General features: G+C 71.2%; 15 protein-coding genes. 7 read left to right on the forward strand and 8 right to left on the reverse strand.

The window, feature by feature from the left end:
• Positions 1–183: 183 nt before the first annotated feature.
• The gene (gene grxD / locus ACJ7VY_RS03090) at positions 184–1,110 is read right to left on the reverse strand and encodes a Grx4 family monothiol glutaredoxin (RefSeq protein WP_293760810.1); all 927 of its coding nucleotides are present in this window, start codon (positions 1,108–1,110) and stop codon (positions 184–186) included.
• Positions 1,111–1,156: 46 nt separating this feature from the next.
• On the opposite strand from grxD, the gene ACJ7VY_RS03095 reads away from it, so the two are divergent.
• Both ACJ7VY_RS03095 and ACJ7VY_RS03100 read left to right on the forward strand, forming a co-directional pair.
• Positions 1,157–1,948 carry a polysaccharide deacetylase family protein gene (locus tag ACJ7VY_RS03095; RefSeq protein ID WP_202626277.1) on the forward strand — a complete coding sequence of 264 codons (792 nt, stop codon included), beginning with the start codon at positions 1,157–1,159 and terminating at the stop codon, positions 1,946–1,948.
• Between the two features lie 40 nt (positions 1,949–1,988).
• The gene (locus ACJ7VY_RS03100; RefSeq protein ID WP_409476345.1) at positions 1,989–3,248 is read left to right on the forward strand and encodes a DEAD/DEAH box helicase; all 1,260 of its coding nucleotides are present in this window, start codon (positions 1,989–1,991) and stop codon (positions 3,246–3,248) included.
• 40 nt (positions 3,249–3,288) lie between these two features.
• Here ACJ7VY_RS03100 and ACJ7VY_RS03105 read toward each other — a convergent pair whose 3' ends face one another.
• The 4 genes from ACJ7VY_RS03105 to ACJ7VY_RS03120 form a co-directional block, all read right to left on the reverse strand.
• Positions 3,289–3,618, reverse strand: a complete 330-nt coding sequence (locus ACJ7VY_RS03105; RefSeq protein ID WP_104938074.1) for a DUF6172 family protein — start codon at positions 3,616–3,618, stop codon at positions 3,289–3,291.
• Positions 3,619–3,695: 77 nt separating this feature from the next.
• Positions 3,696–4,367, reverse strand: a complete 672-nt coding sequence (locus ACJ7VY_RS03110; protein WP_409476346.1) for a methyltransferase domain-containing protein — start codon at positions 4,365–4,367, stop codon at positions 3,696–3,698.
• 23 nt (positions 4,368–4,390) lie between these two features.
• Positions 4,391–5,041, reverse strand: coding sequence for an SGNH/GDSL hydrolase family protein (locus ACJ7VY_RS03115; protein ID WP_409476347.1), 651 nt, complete (start codon positions 5,039–5,041; stop codon positions 4,391–4,393).
• A 9-nt stretch (positions 5,042–5,050) separates the two neighbouring features.
• Positions 5,051–6,322 (reverse strand): pyridoxal phosphate-dependent aminotransferase, encoded by a 1,272-nt coding sequence (locus ACJ7VY_RS03120; protein WP_161613239.1) that lies wholly within the window; start codon positions 6,320–6,322, stop codon positions 5,051–5,053.
• A 129-nt stretch (positions 6,323–6,451) separates the two neighbouring features.
• Between ACJ7VY_RS03120 and rsgA the strand changes: the two genes are divergently transcribed.
• Positions 6,452–7,549 carry a ribosome small subunit-dependent GTPase A gene (gene rsgA, locus ACJ7VY_RS03125; RefSeq protein ID WP_409476348.1) on the forward strand — a complete coding sequence of 366 codons (1,098 nt, stop codon included), beginning with the start codon at positions 6,452–6,454 and terminating at the stop codon, positions 7,547–7,549.
• Between the two features lie 105 nt (positions 7,550–7,654).
• On the opposite strand, the gene ACJ7VY_RS03130 is transcribed toward rsgA, so the two are convergent.
• Complete coding sequence (locus ACJ7VY_RS03130; protein ID WP_409476349.1) at positions 7,655–8,968, reverse strand: S41 family peptidase; 1,314 nt, start codon at positions 8,966–8,968, stop codon at positions 7,655–7,657.
• Between the two features lie 86 nt (positions 8,969–9,054).
• Between ACJ7VY_RS03130 and ACJ7VY_RS03135 the strand changes: the two genes are divergently transcribed.
• From ACJ7VY_RS03135 to alr, 4 genes are all read left to right on the forward strand, one after another.
• Complete coding sequence (locus ACJ7VY_RS03135) at positions 9,055–10,308, forward strand: flavohemoglobin expression-modulating QEGLA motif protein (RefSeq protein ID WP_409476350.1); 1,254 nt, start codon at positions 9,055–9,057, stop codon at positions 10,306–10,308.
• Between the two features lie 456 nt (positions 10,309–10,764).
• On the forward strand, positions 10,765–11,877 hold the full coding sequence (locus ACJ7VY_RS03140; protein WP_409476351.1) for a serine hydrolase domain-containing protein: 1,113 nt from the start codon (positions 10,765–10,767) through the stop codon (positions 11,875–11,877).
• A gap of 66 nt (positions 11,878–11,943) precedes the next feature.
• Entirely contained in the window at positions 11,944–14,814 is a 2,871-nt protein-coding gene (locus ACJ7VY_RS03145) for a TonB-dependent receptor domain-containing protein (protein WP_409476352.1), read from the forward strand.
• A 46-nt stretch (positions 14,815–14,860) separates the two neighbouring features.
• Complete coding sequence (gene alr, locus ACJ7VY_RS03150; protein WP_409476353.1) at positions 14,861–16,102, forward strand: alanine racemase; 1,242 nt, start codon at positions 14,861–14,863, stop codon at positions 16,100–16,102.
• Between the two features lie 8 nt (positions 16,103–16,110).
• On the opposite strand, the gene ACJ7VY_RS03155 is transcribed toward alr, so the two are convergent.
• Together ACJ7VY_RS03155 and ACJ7VY_RS03160 are read right to left on the reverse strand one after the other, a co-directional pair.
• The gene (locus tag ACJ7VY_RS03155; protein ID WP_104938081.1) at positions 16,111–17,016 is read right to left on the reverse strand and encodes a LysR family transcriptional regulator; all 906 of its coding nucleotides are present in this window, start codon (positions 17,014–17,016) and stop codon (positions 16,111–16,113) included.
• Positions 17,017–17,072: 56 nt separating this feature from the next.
• The gene (locus ACJ7VY_RS03160) at positions 17,073–18,281 is read right to left on the reverse strand and encodes an FAD-dependent oxidoreductase (RefSeq protein ID WP_313254118.1); all 1,209 of its coding nucleotides are present in this window, start codon (positions 18,279–18,281) and stop codon (positions 17,073–17,075) included.
• Positions 18,282–18,289 lie beyond the last annotated feature (8 nt).

Consider the following 18,289-nt stretch of genomic DNA (forward strand, 5'->3'; position numbering starts at 1 on the left):
TGCTGTCGTCGCGGGTGCCCCTCCAGTCGCGAACGCGGCGTTGCTGCGAATGCTCCCTGCGCATGGCCCCTCGCGACTGACCTCGCTCCCGCAGGCGTTGCCACCGGCTCGGTTGCGGCCACCGGAAACGCAGACACCGGCTTGCGCCGGTGTCTGCCTGCCTGCATGGTCGCTGCTGCGCGGTCAGTAGCGCGGCACGCTGTTGTCCACGTCCTGCGCCCAGGCGTCGATGCCGCCGGTGACGTTGTAGACGCGGGTGAAGCCCAGCGCGCGGAACTGCTCGGCCGCCTGCGCGCTGCGTCCGCCGCGGTGGCACAGGAACGCCAGCGCGGTGTCCTTGGGCAGCGCCTCCAGGCGGGCACGGTTGTCGCCGTCGAAGGTCTCGAACGGGGCGTTGATGGCGGCGATGGCGCGCTCGTCGGCCGGGCGCACGTCCACCAGGGTCAGGCTGCCGGCGCGCAGCTGGTCGTCGGCGCCGCGCACGTCCAGTTCCTGCACCGGCCTGGGCGCGTTGGGGTTGTCGATGGCCAGGCCCTGGCCGCGGATGTCGTCCACCCAGTCGATGGTGATGCCGTTGGCGCGGCGCGCGCTGGCCGCGTCGAACTGCACGCGCAGGCCGTTGGATTCGGCGGCGATGGCGTTGGCGTCGAGCGGGGCCAGCTGGAAATTCGGCTGGAAGCGCGCGTCGATGCTCAGCTGCAGCGCGGCGCCCGGGGCGTCGGCCAGCGCGCCCTTGAGCATTTCCACCGCGGCCGGGGTGATGGTGATCGACGGCGGGGTGCGGTCCGGCGGCGCCACCCCGAGCAGGGCGCTGAGTTCGCCGCTGTTGGCCATCTGCAGCATGATGTCGCTGCCGCCGACCAGTTCGCCGTCCACGTACAGCTGCGGGATGGTCGGCCAGTCGCCGTAGGCCTTGATGCCCTCGCGGATCTCCGCGTCGGCCAACACGTTGACGTGGGCGAAATCGACACCCAGGTCCTGCAGCACGCCGACGGCCTTGGCCGAGAAGCCGCACTGCGGCATGGCCGGCTGGCCCTTCATGAACAGGACGACGCGGTTGGCGCCGAGGAGGGATTCGATGCGTTCGCGCAGGGCGGGATCCAGGGACATCGTGAACTCGTGAAGTTGGTCTGTGACAAGGGCGATTCTACGCCGCATGGCATCATGGGACATGACCGCCACGGGAACCCTGCATCGCACGCCCAGCCATCCCTGGCGCTGGGTCGGCTGGCTGCTGCTGTCGCAGGCGCTGGTGGCGCTGGCCTGGGCCGCGCTGGGCTGGACCACCGGCCTGCCGCTGCTGCTGGCCAGCCACGCGCTGTTCGTGGTGCCGGTGTTCCTGCCCAACAGCCGCTTCTACGCGCCGGTGCTGTCGCGGCTGCCCGGCCCGGCGGTGTGGTTGACCATCGACGACGGTCCGTCCGACGACACCCTGGCGATCCTCGACCTGCTCGACCGCTACGACGCCCGCGCCACCTTTTTCATGGTCGGCGAGCGCGCGGCGGCACGCCCGGAACTGGTGCGCGAGGTGCTGCGCCGCGGCCACGGGCTGGGCAACCACAGCCATTCGCATCCGCAGGCCTGGTTCTGGCGCCTGGGGCCGCGGCGCATGGCCAGCGAGATCGGGCATTGCCAGCAGGTGTTGACGGCGATCGCCGGGACGCCGCCGCGCTGGTACCGCTCGGTGGTGGGCATGACCAACCCGTTCGTCGCCGCGGCGCTGCGCCGGCACGGGCTGGCGCGGGTGGGCTGGAGCGCGCGCGGCTTCGACGGCGTCCACTGCCAGCCGCAGACGGTGGTGGCGCGCATCGTCCGCGACCTGGCGCCGGGCGCGATCGTGCTGCTGCACGAAGGCGCCGCGCATGGCCACAATGCCGCCATCGTCGAATCGGTGCTGCAACAGCTGCAGATGCGCGGGTTGCCCGCGCGGCTGCCGGAAACCCCGTAGACTCGCCGCCCGCCCTGCCGGCGGCGCCTGGACCCCCCGCATGCCCTTTTCCCGACTCGGCCTGTCTCCCTACGTGTTGCCCGCACTGGCGCGCGCGCTGAAGCAGGCGGGCTACGCCGCGCCCACGCCGATCCAGCAGCAGGCGCTGCCGGTGCTGCTGAAGGGCCAGGACGTGCTGGCGCTGGCCCCGACCGGCTCGGGCAAGACCGCCGCCTATGTGCTGCCGGCCCTGCAGCAGTTGTTCCTGGCACCGCCGCGCAGGCCGCGGGTGCTGCGGCAACTGGTGCTGGTGCCCACGCGCGAACTGGCGCTGCAGGTGGCCGACGTGTTCGCGACGCTGGGCCGCGAACTGCCGCGGCAGCCGCGGGTGGTGTGCGCGGTGGGCGGGGTGTCGATCAACCCGCAGATGATGGCGCTGCGCGGGGGCGCCGACGTGGTGGTGGCCACCCCCGGGCGCCTGCTCGATCTGCTGGCGCACAACGCGCTGTCGCTGCGCCAGGTGCAACTGCTGGTGCTGGACGAGGCCGACCGGCTACTGGAACTGGGCTTCGGCGACGAGCTGCGCCGGATCCTTGCCGAACTGCCCGTGCAGCGGCAGACGGCGTTGTTCTCGGCCACCTTCCCTGAGCCGATCGCGGCACTGGCGGCCGCCGGCCTGCGCGCGCCCGCGCGCCTGCAGGTCGATGCCCAAGCCCCCGCGCGGATCGAACAGCGCGCGTTGCGGGTCGATGGCGCGCGCCGCATCGAGCTGCTGCTGGCGCTGCTGGCCGATCCGCGCTGGCGGCAGGTGCTGGTGTTCGTCGCCAGCATCCGCGAGGGCGACCGCCTGGCCGGCGCGCTGCGCGGGCACGGCATCGCCGCGCAGGCACTGCATGGCGACCTGTCGCAGGGCCGCCGGGTGCGCACCCTGCAGGCGTTCAAGGAGGGTCAGCTGCAGGTGCTGGTGGCGACCGACGTGGCCGCGCGCGGCATCGACATCGCCGGCCTGCCGGTGGTGGTGAATTACGCATTGCCGCGCTCGCCGGCCGATTACCTGCACCGCATCGGCCGCACCGGCCGTGCCGGCGCCAGCGGACTGGCGGTGAGCCTGGTCGAGGCTGCGGCGCTGGCGCACTGGCGGGTGATCTGCCGGCGCCATGGCCTGCGCCTGGAGCCGGAAGTGGTGCCGGGTTTCGAGCCGGCCGAGGCGGCGCCGGCCGCCGTGCCGGCCGGCGATGGCAATGGCGGCATCAAGGGCCGCCGGCCCAGCCGGAAGGACCGGCTGCGCGCCGCGGCGGCTGCGGACAAGACCGCCGGCTGAACTGCGCGGGGCCGGGCGGGGCCCGGCAGCGCAGGCGCGGTCAATCCTCGAAGTCGCTTTCCGGCGGCAGGTCCGCGGCGGCCGCCGGGCGCGGCGTGCGCTTGCCGGGCTTGCGCAGCACTTCCACGTAGAACTGGCGGTTGCCGGCGGCCACCAGCGCGTCCACCGCACGGATCAGCTCGGGAAACGGCACCGGCTGCGCGCTGGCCTCATCGACGCCGGCCTTGCTGTCGAAATCCCAGAAATCGGCGCCGGCCGGCAGCGGCTTGCCGCGCTCGCGCCTGACGTACTTGCGGATGTCGTGCTTGCTGGCTTCCAGCAGGCGCTCGGGATGCTTGCCTTCGATATCGAGGCGGTAGGTTCTTCTCACGGGACTCTCGTCAGGGTGCCGGCCCGGGACGGGCGGGGCAATGCCACGATTATCCGCGCAAACGGTGCCGCCGTGGTTCAGGCGCGGCGCGCGACCAGCAGCCAGTTGTTGAAGGGCGTGTTGCCGTACAGCGGCGACAGGCTGACCTGCAGGCCGGTCTGCTCGAGCAGCGCGCGCAGGCTGGCGGCGTCGGGGTAGTGGCGCGGGCGGAACTGCATCCAGCCGATCCAGTTGGCGGCGCGGTCGCCGATGCGCGAGATGCGGCCGCGGCGGCTGTCGTCGGCCAGGGCCATGCGCAGGACCAGCCGGCCATCGCCATCGAGCATCGCCGCGGCGCGCCGCAGCAGCGCCGATTGCGCCTCGGCCGGCAGGTACTGGAGGACGTCGAGGATGGCCACGCTGCCGCGGTGCTCGGGCAGGGTGGTGGCCAGGTCCATCACCTCGAAACCGCTGGCAGCCAGGCCGGCACGGCGGGCGACGGCATCGGCGCGGCGGATCTTGGCGGCATCGTTGTCCACCCCGCGGTAGCGCTGCGGCTGGCCGTCGTGGCGCAGCGCATGCGCCAGCAGGCCGAGCCCGCAGCCCATGTCCAGCAGCGGCGCGTGGCTGCCGCGCAGCGCCTCCAGCACGCCGGGGTAGAGCGGATCGCTGCGCAGCTTGGACAGCACGTAGCAGTAGTCCCAGCGGTTGCCCAGCGGGTGGCGCGGGGCGAACGCGCGGGCGATGGCCCGGGCATCCTGGGCGGCCATGGCCGCGGTCCCGGACGGCCTGCTCACGCGGCGGTCGTGCCGGTCAGCAGGTCGGCTGCCACCGGCAGCGCCTGTTCCACCCACAGCCGGTACATCGCCACCGAAGGGTGCAGCCCGTCGTCGACCAGCATCGCCGCCTCGGCACCCTGCGCGCGGCTGGCCGGGGTGATGTCGACGAACGCCACGCCGTAATCGCCGCAGCAGGCGCGTGCGGCGGCGTTGAAGTCGTCGATCTCGCAGGCGATGACGGCGGCGTCGCGGCCGTGCGCGGCCGCATACGGGGTCACCCCCCAATCGGGAATGGACAGCACCAGTACCCGCCGCGGGTCTTCGGCGGCAAGCGCCACCGCGCGTTGCAGCAACTGCTCGAACTGCTGGCGGTATTCGGCGAGCGGGCGACCGCGGTACTGGTTGTTGACCCCGATCAGCAGGCTCGCCAGCGCGTACGGGCCACGTGGCGCGGCCGCGTCGATGGCGGCGGCCAGTTCGTCGGTGGTCCAGCCGGTGGTGGCGATGACCTCCGGGTCGGCCAGTGCCAGGCCACGCGCGCGCAGCGCCGCGGCCAGCTGGAACGGCCAGGTGCCCGCGGCGGGCACGCCTTCGCCGATGGTGTAGGAATCGCCCAGCGCCAGGTAGCGCGCGCTGCTGGCCGTGGCCGGTCCGCTGTTGCCCATCGCCGCGCCTCAGGCCACCGCGCTGCGCGTCTTCAGCGGCACCACCTTGGTGATCCGCTCGGCACGGCGCGCCAGCACCCGGTCGATGCGGCCGAATACCTCGCGCATGGTCGCGGCCTCGGGCAGCAGGGTCACCCGGAAGTGGTGGCGGTAGGGCACGTTGAAGCTGGAGCCGGGCACCACCAGCACGCCCTCGTCGTTCATCAGCTCCAGCGCGAATTCGTGGTCGTCGAACCCCTGCGCGGCGGGGCCGACCACCGCCGGGAACGCATACAGCGCGCCGGCTGGCGCCACCAACTGCAGGTGCTCGCTGGCGGCGCAGGCCTCGATCACCGCGCGCCGGGTTTCGTACAGGCGGCCGCCGGGCGCGCACAGCGCGGAGATGGTGTCCGGGCCGTTGACCGCCGCCTCGATGGCGTACTGGCCCGGCACGTTGGCGCACAACCGCAGCGCGCTGAGCAGGTCCAGCGCGGCACGGAACTCGCCCAGCCGCGCGGCGTCGCCGGACAGCAGCATCCAGCCCACGCGCCAGCCGCAGGCGCGGTGCACCTTGCTCAGGCCGCTGAAGGTCAGGCACGGGTGGTCCCCGGCCAGCGGCGCGACCGGCTGGAACTGCGCGCCGTCGTAGAGGATCTGGTCGTAGATCTCGTCCACCAGCAGCAGCAGGTTGTGCCTGCGGGCCACGGCGACGATCTTTTCCAGCAGCTCGCGCGGGTAGCTGGCGCCGCTGGGATTGTTGGGGTTGATCAGCACGATGGCGCGGGTCCGCGAGGACACCAGCGTCTCGATCTCCACCGGGTCGGGCTGGAAGCCGTTTTCCGGCCGGCAGCGGTAATACACCGGGCGGCCGTCGTTGAGGATGGTGGCCGCCGACCACAGCGGGTAATCGGGCGAGGGCACCAGTACTTCGTCGCCGGGGTTGAGCAGCGCGCGCAGCGACAGGTCGATCAGTTCGGACACGCCATTGCCGAGGAACACACGGTCGGCGTGGGCATCGGGCGCGCCGCGCCGCGCATATGCCGCGGCGATGGCCTCGCGCGCCACCGGCAGGCCCTGCTGGTGGGTATAGGGGTCGGTGCGGCCCATGTCGTCGGCGATGGCGTGCTGCAGGTGCTCGGGCGCGCGGAAGCCGAAGTTGCCCGGGTTGCCGATGTTGAGCTTGATCAGCCTGCGGCCCTGGGCCTCCAGCTCGCGGGCTCGCCGGGCAAGTTCGCCACGGATCTCGTAGCGCACTTCGGACAGGCGTTCGCGGGTGGGCAGCGGCTTGGCAGGGCTTGACATGCGTGGGGCCATCATGGGCGGGAAACCGCATGGTAGCGGAATTGCTGCGATGCGGGGCGATGGTTCCGGGCGGAACGGAAATCGGCCCCGGCAGGCGGCCGCGAACGCCGCGCCGCTTAGAATTGGCCGATGACCGACACCATCGATTTCAGCGCGCTGCGCGCCATCGGCTGGCCCTGGCCGGGCCCACCCGAAGCCCCGGCCTGGCAGGCCGCCTTCGCCGCACATCCGCGGTCGCGGCCGGCGCGGGTGATCGAGCAGCACCGTTCCGGTTACGTGGTGGCCGACGCGCCCGACGCCGCGCTCAAGGCCGAGTCGCTGCCGGAGTGGCAGCGCCCGCGCTTCCCCAGCCACGAGCGCGCGGCGGTCGGCGACTGGGTGTTGCTGGAGGACGCACGCATCGTCGCGCTGCTGCCGCGGCGGACTTCGATCAAGCGCGGCGCGGCAGGCGAGCACTACCACCAGCAGGTGATCGCCGCCAACATCGATACGGTGTTCATCGTCTGCGGGCTGGACGCGGACTTCAATCCGCGCCGGATCGAGCGCTACCTGATGCTGGCCGGCAGCGGTGGCGCGGCGCCGGTGGTGGTGCTGACCAAGGCCGACCAGACCGAGTACGGCGCCGACGCGCTGGCGGTGCTGGAAGACCTGGCCGCGCAGGACATCCCGCTGCTGGCGATCAACGGCAGGGACCCGGCCAGCGTCGCCGCGCTGGCGCCGTGGCTGGGGCCGGGCCGCACCGTGGTGCTGGTCGGCTCCTCCGGCGCCGGCAAGTCCACGCTCACCAACACCCTGCTGGGCGAGGACCGGATGAAGACCGGCGCGGTGCGCGACAGCGATTCGCGCGGCCGCCACACCACCACCCACCGCGCGCTGCTGCCGCTGCCCGGCGGCGCCTGCCTGATCGATACCCCGGGCATGCGCGAGCTCAAGCCCACCGGCGAGGAAACCCTGGCCGAAGGCGGCTTCGCCGACATCGAGGCGCTGACCACGCAGTGCCGCTTCCGCGACTGTTCGCACCAGCACGAGCCCGGCTGCGCGGTGCGCGCGGCGATCGAGCGTGGCGAGATCGACGAAAGCCGCCTGCTCAACTACCTCAAGCTGCGCGAGGAAGTGGCCGCGGCCGCGGCCAAGCTGGCGCAGCGCCAGGCCGAGCAGGCCACCGAACGCAGGAGCAGCGGCCGCGGCGCGCAGTGGCGGCCGGCGGGGAAACCGAAGCGGCGCTGAGGCGCCGCCCGGCCAATGCCGGGGCATGTCGGGCGAGTGCAGATGGAGGGAATACGGGAACGCCGGCCAGTGGGGACTGGTAACGGAGGTAGGCCCGGAGGGGAATCAGATGCCGTTGTCGTCCGCTGCTGGATTTTCACCGGCGTTTTCGATTTTTCCATTGCCGGCGCGTGATTTCGCCAGTTGTTCGGCGAACATCGTGACCACTTCCATGGCGGGATCCCGGCCTTCCCTGATAGCTTCCGAAGTCCAGGGTGCGGGAAGATCGGGCGTGACCCCTGTGCCTTCCAGCAGCCGGCCGTCCCCTGTGCGGATTTCCCGCATACCGATGGAAAGCCAGCCACCATCGGGCAGGTTGATTCCGCGCGAGGCAACCGCGACCCCCGCGGTGGTTTCACCGATCAGCACTGCGCGCCCGGTCTCCTGCAGGCGGGCGGCAAGCAATTCCGCGGTACTTACCGACGCGGCATCCACCAGTACCAGCAGCGCGCCGCCATATCGCAATGGCGGCGAGGCCGGGCCTACGGCATCCTGTCCCTGCCGGGACTTCAGCCAGGCGAAAACGCCTTTGCCATCCAGCATCGCGTAGACCTCCGCGCCGACCCGTGCCAGACCGCCTGCATTCCCCCTCAGGTCGATCACCATCCCTTTCAGCTTGTCGCCATCATGTGCGGCTGCGAATGCGGCGTGCAGCCATTGCAGGCTATCGTCGTCGAAGGATCTCCAATGCAGGTAAAGCAGGCCGCCCGACAGGTAGCGACTTTCCCGCATACGCACAGCTGGCGAAGGAACGGGGATGAGGTCATGTTCGTGCGGTCTGCCTTCCCGGTCCATGAACAGGAAACGGGCCGGTTGCCCCTCGCGTTCCTGGTGCATCCAAAGGGGCCGTCCGTCGATGCTCAGCAACTGCCAGCCCGGCAATATCCCGGCCTCGGACGCGGCACTGCCGGGAACAACCGCGAGGACGGATTCACCTCTCCCGGACACTGCTTTGATGAAGCCGTAGCCGTTTCCGGATTCCTCGCCGCTGTTGCGCATGATCTGCTCGCTGATCGCGCGTTCGGCAGGCCCCATTGCATGGCTGTGCGCGTCATCGAGCGTGCCCAGCACCTCATTCAGCGCGCTGTAGAAACTGCCTTCGTCGGGCCTGGCGATCACGCTGGCGCGCCGCCTGCGTGCGAGGGGCGTGAAGTTGGCAGTATCGCGGTAGAACAGCCGCCGGGCGTGGCCGATGGCCGCATCGTAGGTGCGGGCGTTCAGTGCGGCGCGCTGCGCGGACCCGTCGGCCACGTCGATGCGCGCGGGAAGCACGCCATCGCGCGCATAGGGCACTGAATGGCAGCCGGCGAGCGCCGCCAGGCAGACGGGAAGCAACAGACGAAGCAGGGAGCGGCGGCCGTGCCGTTTCGGGGAAAGCATCCATTCCTCCGTTAAGCGTCCGCTGACTGTAGAGGCCGCAAACCGGTGGGCGCAACCAGCCGGCGATGGGTTGCTATGGTGTGCGCATGAGCCTGTCCCGCGCCCCTTCCGATCCGGCCATCGCCCACCATGTCGCGCTCGACGCCCGGCTGGTCGCGGCGGTACGTGGCATCCGCCTGTTGACCCTGGCCAGCTGGCCGGCATCGACGCGGGCGCCGTTCCTGGACAGCATGGCCCGCGGTGCGCCACAGCTGCCGCAGGTGGTCTACCCGCGGCACGATTTCAGCGCGGCGCGGCGCGAACTGGCGGCGATCGCCACCGCCGCCGACCCGGCGCATCCGCTGGGCCGCTACCTGCGCGATTCGGTCGCCAGCTGGGACCTGGCCGCGCGCCTGCTGGAAGCGCTGGGCACGCCCGAGGTGGATGCGCTGTCGGCGCAGCTGTTCGGTACCCCGGAACAGCCGATGCCCGGCCACGGGCCGACCGTGCGCGAGGCGGCGCGGCACTTCATCCAGATCGCCAACGAGCTGGACCACGAACTGCTGGCGCCCGAGGAGCAGGTGCCGGTGTCGGCTACCGCGCTGCAGCTGCAGTTGCAGAACGACCTGGACGGCTTCTTCGAGTCGCGCGTGATCAACGTGGTGCTGGACCCGGACCTGATCGCCAAGGCCGCGGCCGGCGCCACCCAGATCCGGCTGCGCAGCGGTGCCTGCTTCAGCGTGTATGACCGCGCGCAGCTGTTCCACCACGAGGCGCTGGTGCATTCGCTGACCGCGCTCAACGGGCGCCGGCAGGCGCTGCTGCCGAGCCTGGCGCTGGCGTCGCCGCGGGTCACCGCCACCCAGGAGGGGCTGGCGACGTTCGCCGAGCAGATCACCGGCAGCATCGACATCCAGCGGCTCAAGCGCATCAGCCTGCGCATCGAGGCGGTCGCGATGGCGCGCGACGGTGCCGATTTCATCGAGGTGTTCCGCTATTTCCGTGATGCCGGGCAGGCCGCGGAGGAAAGCTTCGCCTCGGCCCAGCGGGTGTTCCGCGGGGTGCCGGTGAGCGGCGGCGGCGCCTTCACCAAGGACACCGTGTACCTGCGCGGGCTGGTGTCGGTGCATACCTTCTTCCGGCAGATGCTGCGCGACGAGAAGCTGCGTTACTGCCACTGGCTGTTCGCCGGCAAGATGACGCTGGGCGACGCGCAGGCGCTGGCGCCGTTGTTCGAGAGCGGCGTGCTGGCGCCACCGCGCTGGCTGCCGCCGTGGCTGCAGCGCGCCAACCGGCTGGCCGGCACGCTGGCGTTCTCGCTGTTCGCCAACCGCATCCGCATGGACCGCATCGGCGAATAGCACGCGCGCAGATATTGGTTGCCACTGCAACGGCCTCGCCCTCGCATTGATTGCGTGAACCACAGCCACAGGCTATGGGTCGGGGTGGCGTACGCGCATGCCGCGCTGCTGGCCGGCGCCGTCGTGCGGGTAGCGCTGGCCATCGCCAAGTCGCGGATTCAGCGGGTGTTTTTGCCGGAACCGGGGCGCTCGTGGGCGGCCACGGCACCGGCCCGTGGCGTTGCCTGCGGGTATGGGCGCAGGCGGTCCGCGGGGCATGTGTCCGGCGTTGACGCTGCGGGTTGCCACGCGCCAAGGTGAAGACGCGACGGGCGGTACGGCGGGGAGGCCGCACCGGGGGAACCGGCGCAGACGCAGGGAGGCGGAAGGCAGGCATGCCGGGGTTCCGGCCCGCCGGCCCGCGGGCCCGCCATCGGTGGCATCCCATCATTCCTGCCTTCTTCGTCCGGGGGACGCATGCGCAACCGTTTTTGCCCGCGGTGGATTCCTGTGGTGTGGCATGTGGCGCTGCTGCTGGCATGCCTGGCGCTGCCATTGCTGGCAAGCGCGGCCGATGCCGCCAGCCGCCAGGCCGCGATCGACCAGCTGATGCAGCCCTATGACGGCGACGTTCCGGGCGCCTCGCTGCTGGTGCTCAAGGATGGCAAGGCGCTGGTCCGGTGCGGCTACGGGCGTGCCGACCTGGAGCGCGGCATCGCCGCCGGCACCGACACCAATTACCGGCTGGCCTCGGTGAGCAAGCAGTTCACCGCCGCGGCCATCCTGCTGCTGGCGCAGGACGGCACGCTGTCCATCGACGACCCGGTCAAGCGCTGGCTGCCTTCGCTGCCGGCCGTGGCCGACGCCATCAGCCTGCGCCAGCTGCTCGCGCATACTTCCGGCTTACTCGATTACGAGGACCTGATGGGGGCCTCCTGGCAGGGGCAGATCCGCGACGCCGGCGTGCTGGCGCTGCTGGAACGCGAGAACCGGCTGTACTTCCCGCCGGGCACCGCCTACCGCTACAGCAACAGCGGCTATGCGCTGCTGGCGCTGGTGGTCGAGCGCGCCTCGGGGATGGACTTCCCCGCGTTCCTGCACGCCCGCATCTTCGCCCCGCTGGGCATGCGCGACAGCCTGGCCTACGTCGCCGGCGGCCGCGACGTGCCGCATCGCGCCTGGGGCTACAGCCAGGCCGCGCAGGGCTGGGAACGCACCGACCAGAACAGCTACAGCGCCGTGCTCGGCGATGGCGGCATCTATTCGAGCATCGACGACCTGGCGCGCTGGGACGCGGCCTGGTACGACGGCCGCCTGTTCGATGACGCCACCCGCGCGCTGGCGCTCGGCCGCCAGGTGCAGGTGGATACCACCCCGGAAGCGACCTGGTACGGCTTCGGCTGGCGTATCGCCGAGGGCCGGCAATGGCACAACGGCGAGAGCATCGGCTTCCGCAACACCCTGGTGCGCTGGCCGCAGCAGCACCTGACGGTGGTGCTGCTGAGCAACCGCAACGACCCGACGCCGTATGCGACCGCGCAGGCGATCGGCGCACTGTTCCTCGACGAGATTCCACCGGCGCGGCCGTGACCGCGCTGCCCGCTCCGCCGCTGTACCTGCTGGGTTGTCCGTCCCCGTCGTTCCCCTGGAGAGATCATGCGTAGCCAGCCAGACCCTCGATTGAAACTCCTGTGCAGTGCGCTGCTGGCGGCCATGGCCGTGCCGGCCATGGCGCAGGAGCCCGCACCGGCCGCCACCACCCTGGACAAGGTCAACGTCACCGGCTCGCGCATCAAGCGCGTGGACGTGGAAGCCGCGCTGCCGGTCACCATCGTGCAGAAGGCCGAGATCGAGGCGCAGGGCATCACCTCGGCCGAGCAGCTGTTGTCCTTCCTCAACATCGCCGGCAACGGTGCCGACGGTATGGTCTCGGCGTCGGTGGACATGGACCTGGGCGAGCTGCGCGGCACCGCCGGCGTGTCCGGCGCCAACCTGCGCGGGCAGGGCAGCGACGCCACGCTGGTGCTGCTCAATGGGCGCCGCGTCGCCACCCATGGCCTGCGCGGGCAGGCGGTGGACCTGAACTCGATCCCGTTCGCGGCGATCGACCGGGTGGAAGTGCTGCGCGACGGCGCCTCGGCCATGTACGGCACCGACGCCATCGGCGGCGTGATCAACTTCATCACCCGCACCGACTACCAGGGCATCGCCGTCAACGCCGGCTTCGACGTGACCCAGCACGGCGGCGGCGACATCTACAACTACAGCCTGCTGGGCGGCACCGGCGACCTGGATAGCGACCGCTGGAACGTGTGGGGCACGATCAACTGGCGGCGCAGCGAGTTCCTGCGCAGCCACCAGCGCGATTTCGCCAACAGCTTCCAGCCCGACCGCGGGGTGTCGCCGGACACGCGCGGCACCCCGTTCGCCACCGTGACCAACGCCAGTGGCGGCATCATCAACGGCTCGCTCATCGACCCCGATGGCGGCAGCAGGCAGAACTACGTCAACATCCTCAACCTGCCCGGCGGCGCCGGCTGCGAGAACGGCGGCCCGGCGATGGGGCCCTACGACTACCGGCTGTGGGACAGCGGCAGCTCCAAGTACGCCTGCGCCTGGGACTATCCGGCCGCGCAGGCGCTGCAGCAGCCGCAGGACAGCCTGCAGTTCCTCGGCCGTGCCACCCTCCGCATCGGCGACAACCACCGTTTCTACGCCGAGGCGATGGGCTCGCGGGTGAAGTCCGAGCGCGAGTACGAGCCGCTGCAGCTGACCTCCAGCGCATCGCTCACCTCGGTGATGGGCCCGGGCACCTGGTATCCGCTCAACCCCAACACCAAGGACACCTACGACAAGGTGTACAACGCGCTGGCCGCGTACTTCGGCACCGCCAACCTCACTTACGGCAACCCCATTCCCTACCGCTGGCGGTGCATGGCCTGCGGGCCGCGCCAGATCGAGACCACCACCAAGTCCTACCGCCTGCTGGCCGGCCTGGAAGGCAGTATCGGCAGCTGGGACTACGACATCGGCCTGTCGCGCGCCTCGAACAAGGCCGAATCGGTCCTGCGCGGCGGCTACTACTTCTCCAGCGGCCTGCGCGCCGCGCTCGGCAGCGGCCTGCTCAACCCGTTCCTGATGCCGGGGCAGCAGCAGAGCGAGGCGGCCATGGCCGCGCTGCAGAGCGCCTCGGCCAGTGGCGTGCACCTGTACGGCGGCGAGTCCACCGTCACCACGGCCGACGCCAGCTTCAGCGGCGGGCTCGGCTTCAGCCTGTGGGGCAGCGAGGCGCAGCTGGCCACCGGCGTCGAGGCGCGGCGCGAGGAGTTCGAGTTCGGCGGCGTGCAGGTGCTCGACGGCGTGCCGTTGAACTACACCACCATCTACCAGGCGCCGTTCGACGAGACCAGCGACCTGCCCAAGGTGCGTCGCGACGTCAACGCGGTATACGCCGAGATGTACCTGCCGATCATCGACACCCTCGACGTGACCGTGGCGGTGCGCCACGACCGCTACGACACCTTCGGCGGCACCACCAACCCGAAGTACTCGTTCAAGTGGCAGCCGATCGAATCGCTGGCGTTCCGCGGCGCCTACAGCACCGGCTTCAAGGTGCCCGAGTTCACCAAGCTGTTCGCCGGCGTCAACCGCCTGGATTATTTCGGCCGCGACCTGGTCGACCCGGCCAGCTGCCCCAGCGGCTCGGTCAACTCGTCGATACCGGGCTGCGACCTGATCCAGCCGGTGATCATCACCGGCGGCAAGACCGACCTGCAGCCGGAGGAGTCCTCGCAGCGGAGCGTCGGCTTCGTGTTCTCGCCGACCGACAACTTCAACCTGAGCCTGGACTGGTGGGAGATCGAGCGCACCAACACCATCCGCGTGCCCAACCTGGCGACGCTGACCGCCAACTACGCGCTGTTCGCCGAGAACTGGATCCGCGACAGCAGCGGCAAGGTCACCGCGATCGACCAGCGCTACATCAACTCCGGCGGCACCCTGACCCGCGGCGTGGAGCTGGATGCCAACCTGAGCGGCGAGCTGGCCGGCGGGCGCTGGCACGTCAACCTCAACGGCAGCTACATCGACACCTTCAAGGAGAAGTCGCTGGCCAACGAGCCGTATGGCGACAACAAGGTGGGCGAGTACGTGCGCTTCTACAACCTGCCGCTCAAGTGGAAGCACACGCTGGGCGTCGGCTGGGCCCGCGGCGACTGGGCGCACCTGCTCACCCAGGTCTACCGCTCCGGCTACAAGGACGAGGAGCCGGTCAGCGTCGAGGGTGGCTTCTACACCCCGGCCAACTGGAACCCGGACGTCGATGACTACATCACCTACAACTACAGCCTGACCTGGACCGGGATGGAGAACACGCGGCTGACCCTGGCGGTGCGCAACCTGCTCGACACCGATCCGCCGTTCACCGCGCACCAGGTCGATTTCGCCTCCGGCGCGGCCTGGGAGCCGCGCGTGGCCGATCCGCGCGGGCGTTCGTTCAACCTGCAGGTCGAGTACCGCTTCGACTGATCCTGCCAACCACGCCGCCGGGCCACCGGCGGCATCGGGACCCACCATGACCGATACGGACATCGCCTGCAGTGGCCGCCGCGGCTTCATCGCCGCGACCCTGGGCACGGCACTGGCCGCGGCGCTCGATGCGCGCGCCGCGCCGCTGCTGGGCGTGCCGGGCACCGTGCGGCTGGCCGCGGCCAACGCCTGGCTGGAGATCGACCTGGACGTGTTCGATGCCAACCTGCAGCGCGTGCGCGCACTGGCCGGCGACGCGCAGCTGTGCGCGGTGCTCAAGGCCGATGCGTACGGCACCGGCATCGACCTGGTGATGCCGCGCATCATCGCCGCGGGCGTGCCCTGCATCGGCATCGCCAGCACCGAGGAGGCACGCATGGCGCGCGCCTGTGGCTACAAAGGCCGCGTGCTGCGCGTGCGCGCGGCGACGCTGGATGAGATCGAGGCGGCGCTGCCGTACCGGGTCGAGGAACTGGCGGGCAATCTCGCGGTGGCGCAGGCGATGGCGGCGCTGGCCGTGCGTCGGCGCCGGCCGCTGCCGGTGCACCTGGCCCTGAACTCGGCCGGCATGAGCCGCAACGGGCTGGAACTGGCCACGGCGCAGGGCCGGAGCGACGCGCTGGCGCTGGTCGGCAGCGACGGCCTGCGCGTGGTCGGCCTGATGACCCACTTCCCGGGCGAAGCCCCGGACGACGTGCTGGCGGGCGTGCGTGTCTTCCAGCAGCAGGCCGACTGGCTGTTCGCCAACACCGCGCTGCGGCGCGGCGACGTGCAGCTGCATGCGGCCAATTCGTTCGCGCTGCAGCATGTGCCCGAATCGCGGCTGGACATGGTGCGCCCGGGCGGTGCGCTGTACGGATACGGCGGCACGCCGAAGCCGCCGTTCGCGCACGTGGCCGCGTTCAAGACCCGGGTCGCGTCGGTGCAGGCGTTTCCCGCCGGCAACACGGTGAGCTACGACCGCACCTTCACCCTGCAACGCGATTCGCTGCTGGCCAACCTGCCGGTCGGCTATTCCGACGGCTACCGCCGCGCCTATTCCAACAAGGGCAGCGTGCTGGTCCGCGGCCGCCGCGCGCCGGTGCTCGGCAGGGTCACCATGAATACCACCATGGTGGACGTGACCGACATCCCCGGGGTGCAGGCCGGCGACGAGGTGGTGCTGTTCGGGCGCCAGGGCGGGGAGCAGATCACCCAGGCCGAAATCGAGGCCTGGAACGGGGTCATCCTGGCCGACCAGTACAGCGTCTGGGGCGCGTTGAACCCGAAGTTCCCGCGCGCCCGCTAGGGGCGCGGCTACGCTGCGGGCGGCACGCCGCGGGTTTCGGCCAGGCTGCGCTGGAAATGCCGCACGAACTCGGTGGCGGCCTTGGACGGTGGCCGGTCCTCCAGGTACACGCACTCGACGCGGAAGCCGATTTCCGGTTCCAGCGGCCGCGCCAGCAGGTTGCCGCCGGCATTGGCGCAGGCGGTGAATTCGTCCAGCACGCTCATGCCGGCGCCGCAGCGGGTCAGCGCGGCGGCCAGCGAATAGGTCTGGTTGGACACGACCTCGCGCATGCTCACGCCCTGGCGCTTGAGCTCGTTGGTGAACAGGTCGCCGATCGGGCCGCTGCTGGCCAAGCCGACCATGTCGCGGTCCTGCAGCCAGCGCAGCGGGATCGCCGCCGGCGGGTCGGGCCACTGCGCGGCGTCGAACAGCAGCATCAGCTGCCCGTGCCCCAGCACGCGGCGCTGCATGCGCGGGTGCTGCGGCGGGTTGTAGGCGATGGCGATGTCGCATTCGCGCTCGTACAGCGCCTGGAACAGGTCGCCGTGGTGCAGGGTCTGCACGTCGAACGTGACTTCCGGGTGCTGGCGCCGGTAGTGGGTGATCGCCGCCGGCACCACGTGCTGGCCGAGCGAGGGCACCACCGCCAGGCGGATATGCCCGCCGCCGATGTCGCGGATGTGGCTGACCGCCTTCTGCAGCGACAGCAGGCGGTCGTAGATGTCCTTGACCTCGACGAACAGCGCATGCGCCTCGTCGGTGGCGACCAGCCGGCCGCGCACCAGCTTGAACAGCTCGAAACCCAGCTGGTACTGCGTGTGGTGCAGGACCTTGCTGACCGACGGCTGGGAAACGTGCAGCGACCGGGCCGCGGCACTGATCGAGCCGGTGGTGTAGACCGCGTGGAAGACTTCAATCTGGCGCAGACGCATGGCCCGATCCTAGTCGATGCGGAGGTTGCCGGCGACCGCGCGCGGCGCCGCCGCCGTCATGCCTGCGTCGCCAGGGCCACGGCGCGTTCGCCGCTGCCCATCGCCAGGGTCCAGCCGAGCATGCCGTGGCCGAGGTTGCACACCAGCCCGTCGCCGATGGCGCGGATCTCCGGCGAGGACCAGGGGGTGACCGGGCGCAGGCCGGCCCAGCGGCTGTCGATGTTGTCGTAGTCCACCGCCTCGGGCATCGAGGCGCGCGCCATCGCCACCAGCTGCGCCATGCGCGCCGGGTCGGGGCGTGGGTCCCAGTGGTTGAGGTCGGCCAGCCCGGCCACGCGCATGCGCTCGCCCAGGCGGCAGAACACCAGTTTGCGCGAGGTGTCGGTGATGCTTGCGGTGGGGGCGCGCGGGCCGCACGGCGCGGTGAACGAATAGCCCTTGATCGCCATCAGCGGCACGCGCACGCCCAGCGGCCGCAGCAGCGCCGCGCCGTCGATGCCGTTGCACACCACCAGCCGCCGCGCCTGCAGCGCCGCCCCGGCATGCGGCTGCAGGCACCAGCCGTCACCCTGCCGCATCACCCGGCGGATATCGACGCCGAAGCGCGCCTGCACGCCGTACTGCTGCTGCAGCACCTGCAGCAGGCCGACCCCGAAGCGGAACGGATCGCCGGCTTCCTCCTGCGGTGAATGCACCGCGCCGGCCAGGCCCGGCATCGCCGCCAGCGCCGGTTCGGCGGCAATGGCCTGGCGCGCGTCGAGCAGCTGTTGCGCGACCCCGAACGGCTGCTTGAGCGCGATCATCGGCGCCGCGCCCTGCAGCGCGGCGGCGTCGTGGTAGACGTGCAGCTTGCCGGAGACGGCGTGGTCGAAGGCGATGGGGTGGCGCTGCAGCAGCGCATGCAGCGCGCTGCGCGACTCCAGCGCCAGCTCCAGCGTCGCCAGGGTGTTGGCGCGCAGCCGCGCGCTGCCGGCCTGGCGCAGGAAGCCCAGGCCCCAGCGCCAGAAATCGGGGTCGGCCGACCAGCGCGTGCGGAACGGGCCGTTGCGCCCCAGCAGCATGGCCGGCAGCTGGCGCCAGGTGGACGGGCCGGCCATGGCGTCGGTGTAGGCGTAGCTCAGCTGCGCGCCGTTGGCGAACGAGGTGCCCTGCACCGGGCCGTCGGCGCGGTCCAGCAGCAGCACCGACAGGCCGCGGCGCGCGGCGGCGTAGGCGGTGGCGAGGCCGACGACGCCGGCGCCGAGGACCACGAGGTCGGCGCGCACGGGTTCGT

Origin of the sequence: Stenotrophomonas sp. Y-13, from assembly GCF_046267925.1 — a bacterium.
Classification (GTDB): domain Bacteria; phylum Pseudomonadota; class Gammaproteobacteria; order Xanthomonadales; family Xanthomonadaceae; genus Stenotrophomonas; species Stenotrophomonas acidaminiphila_A.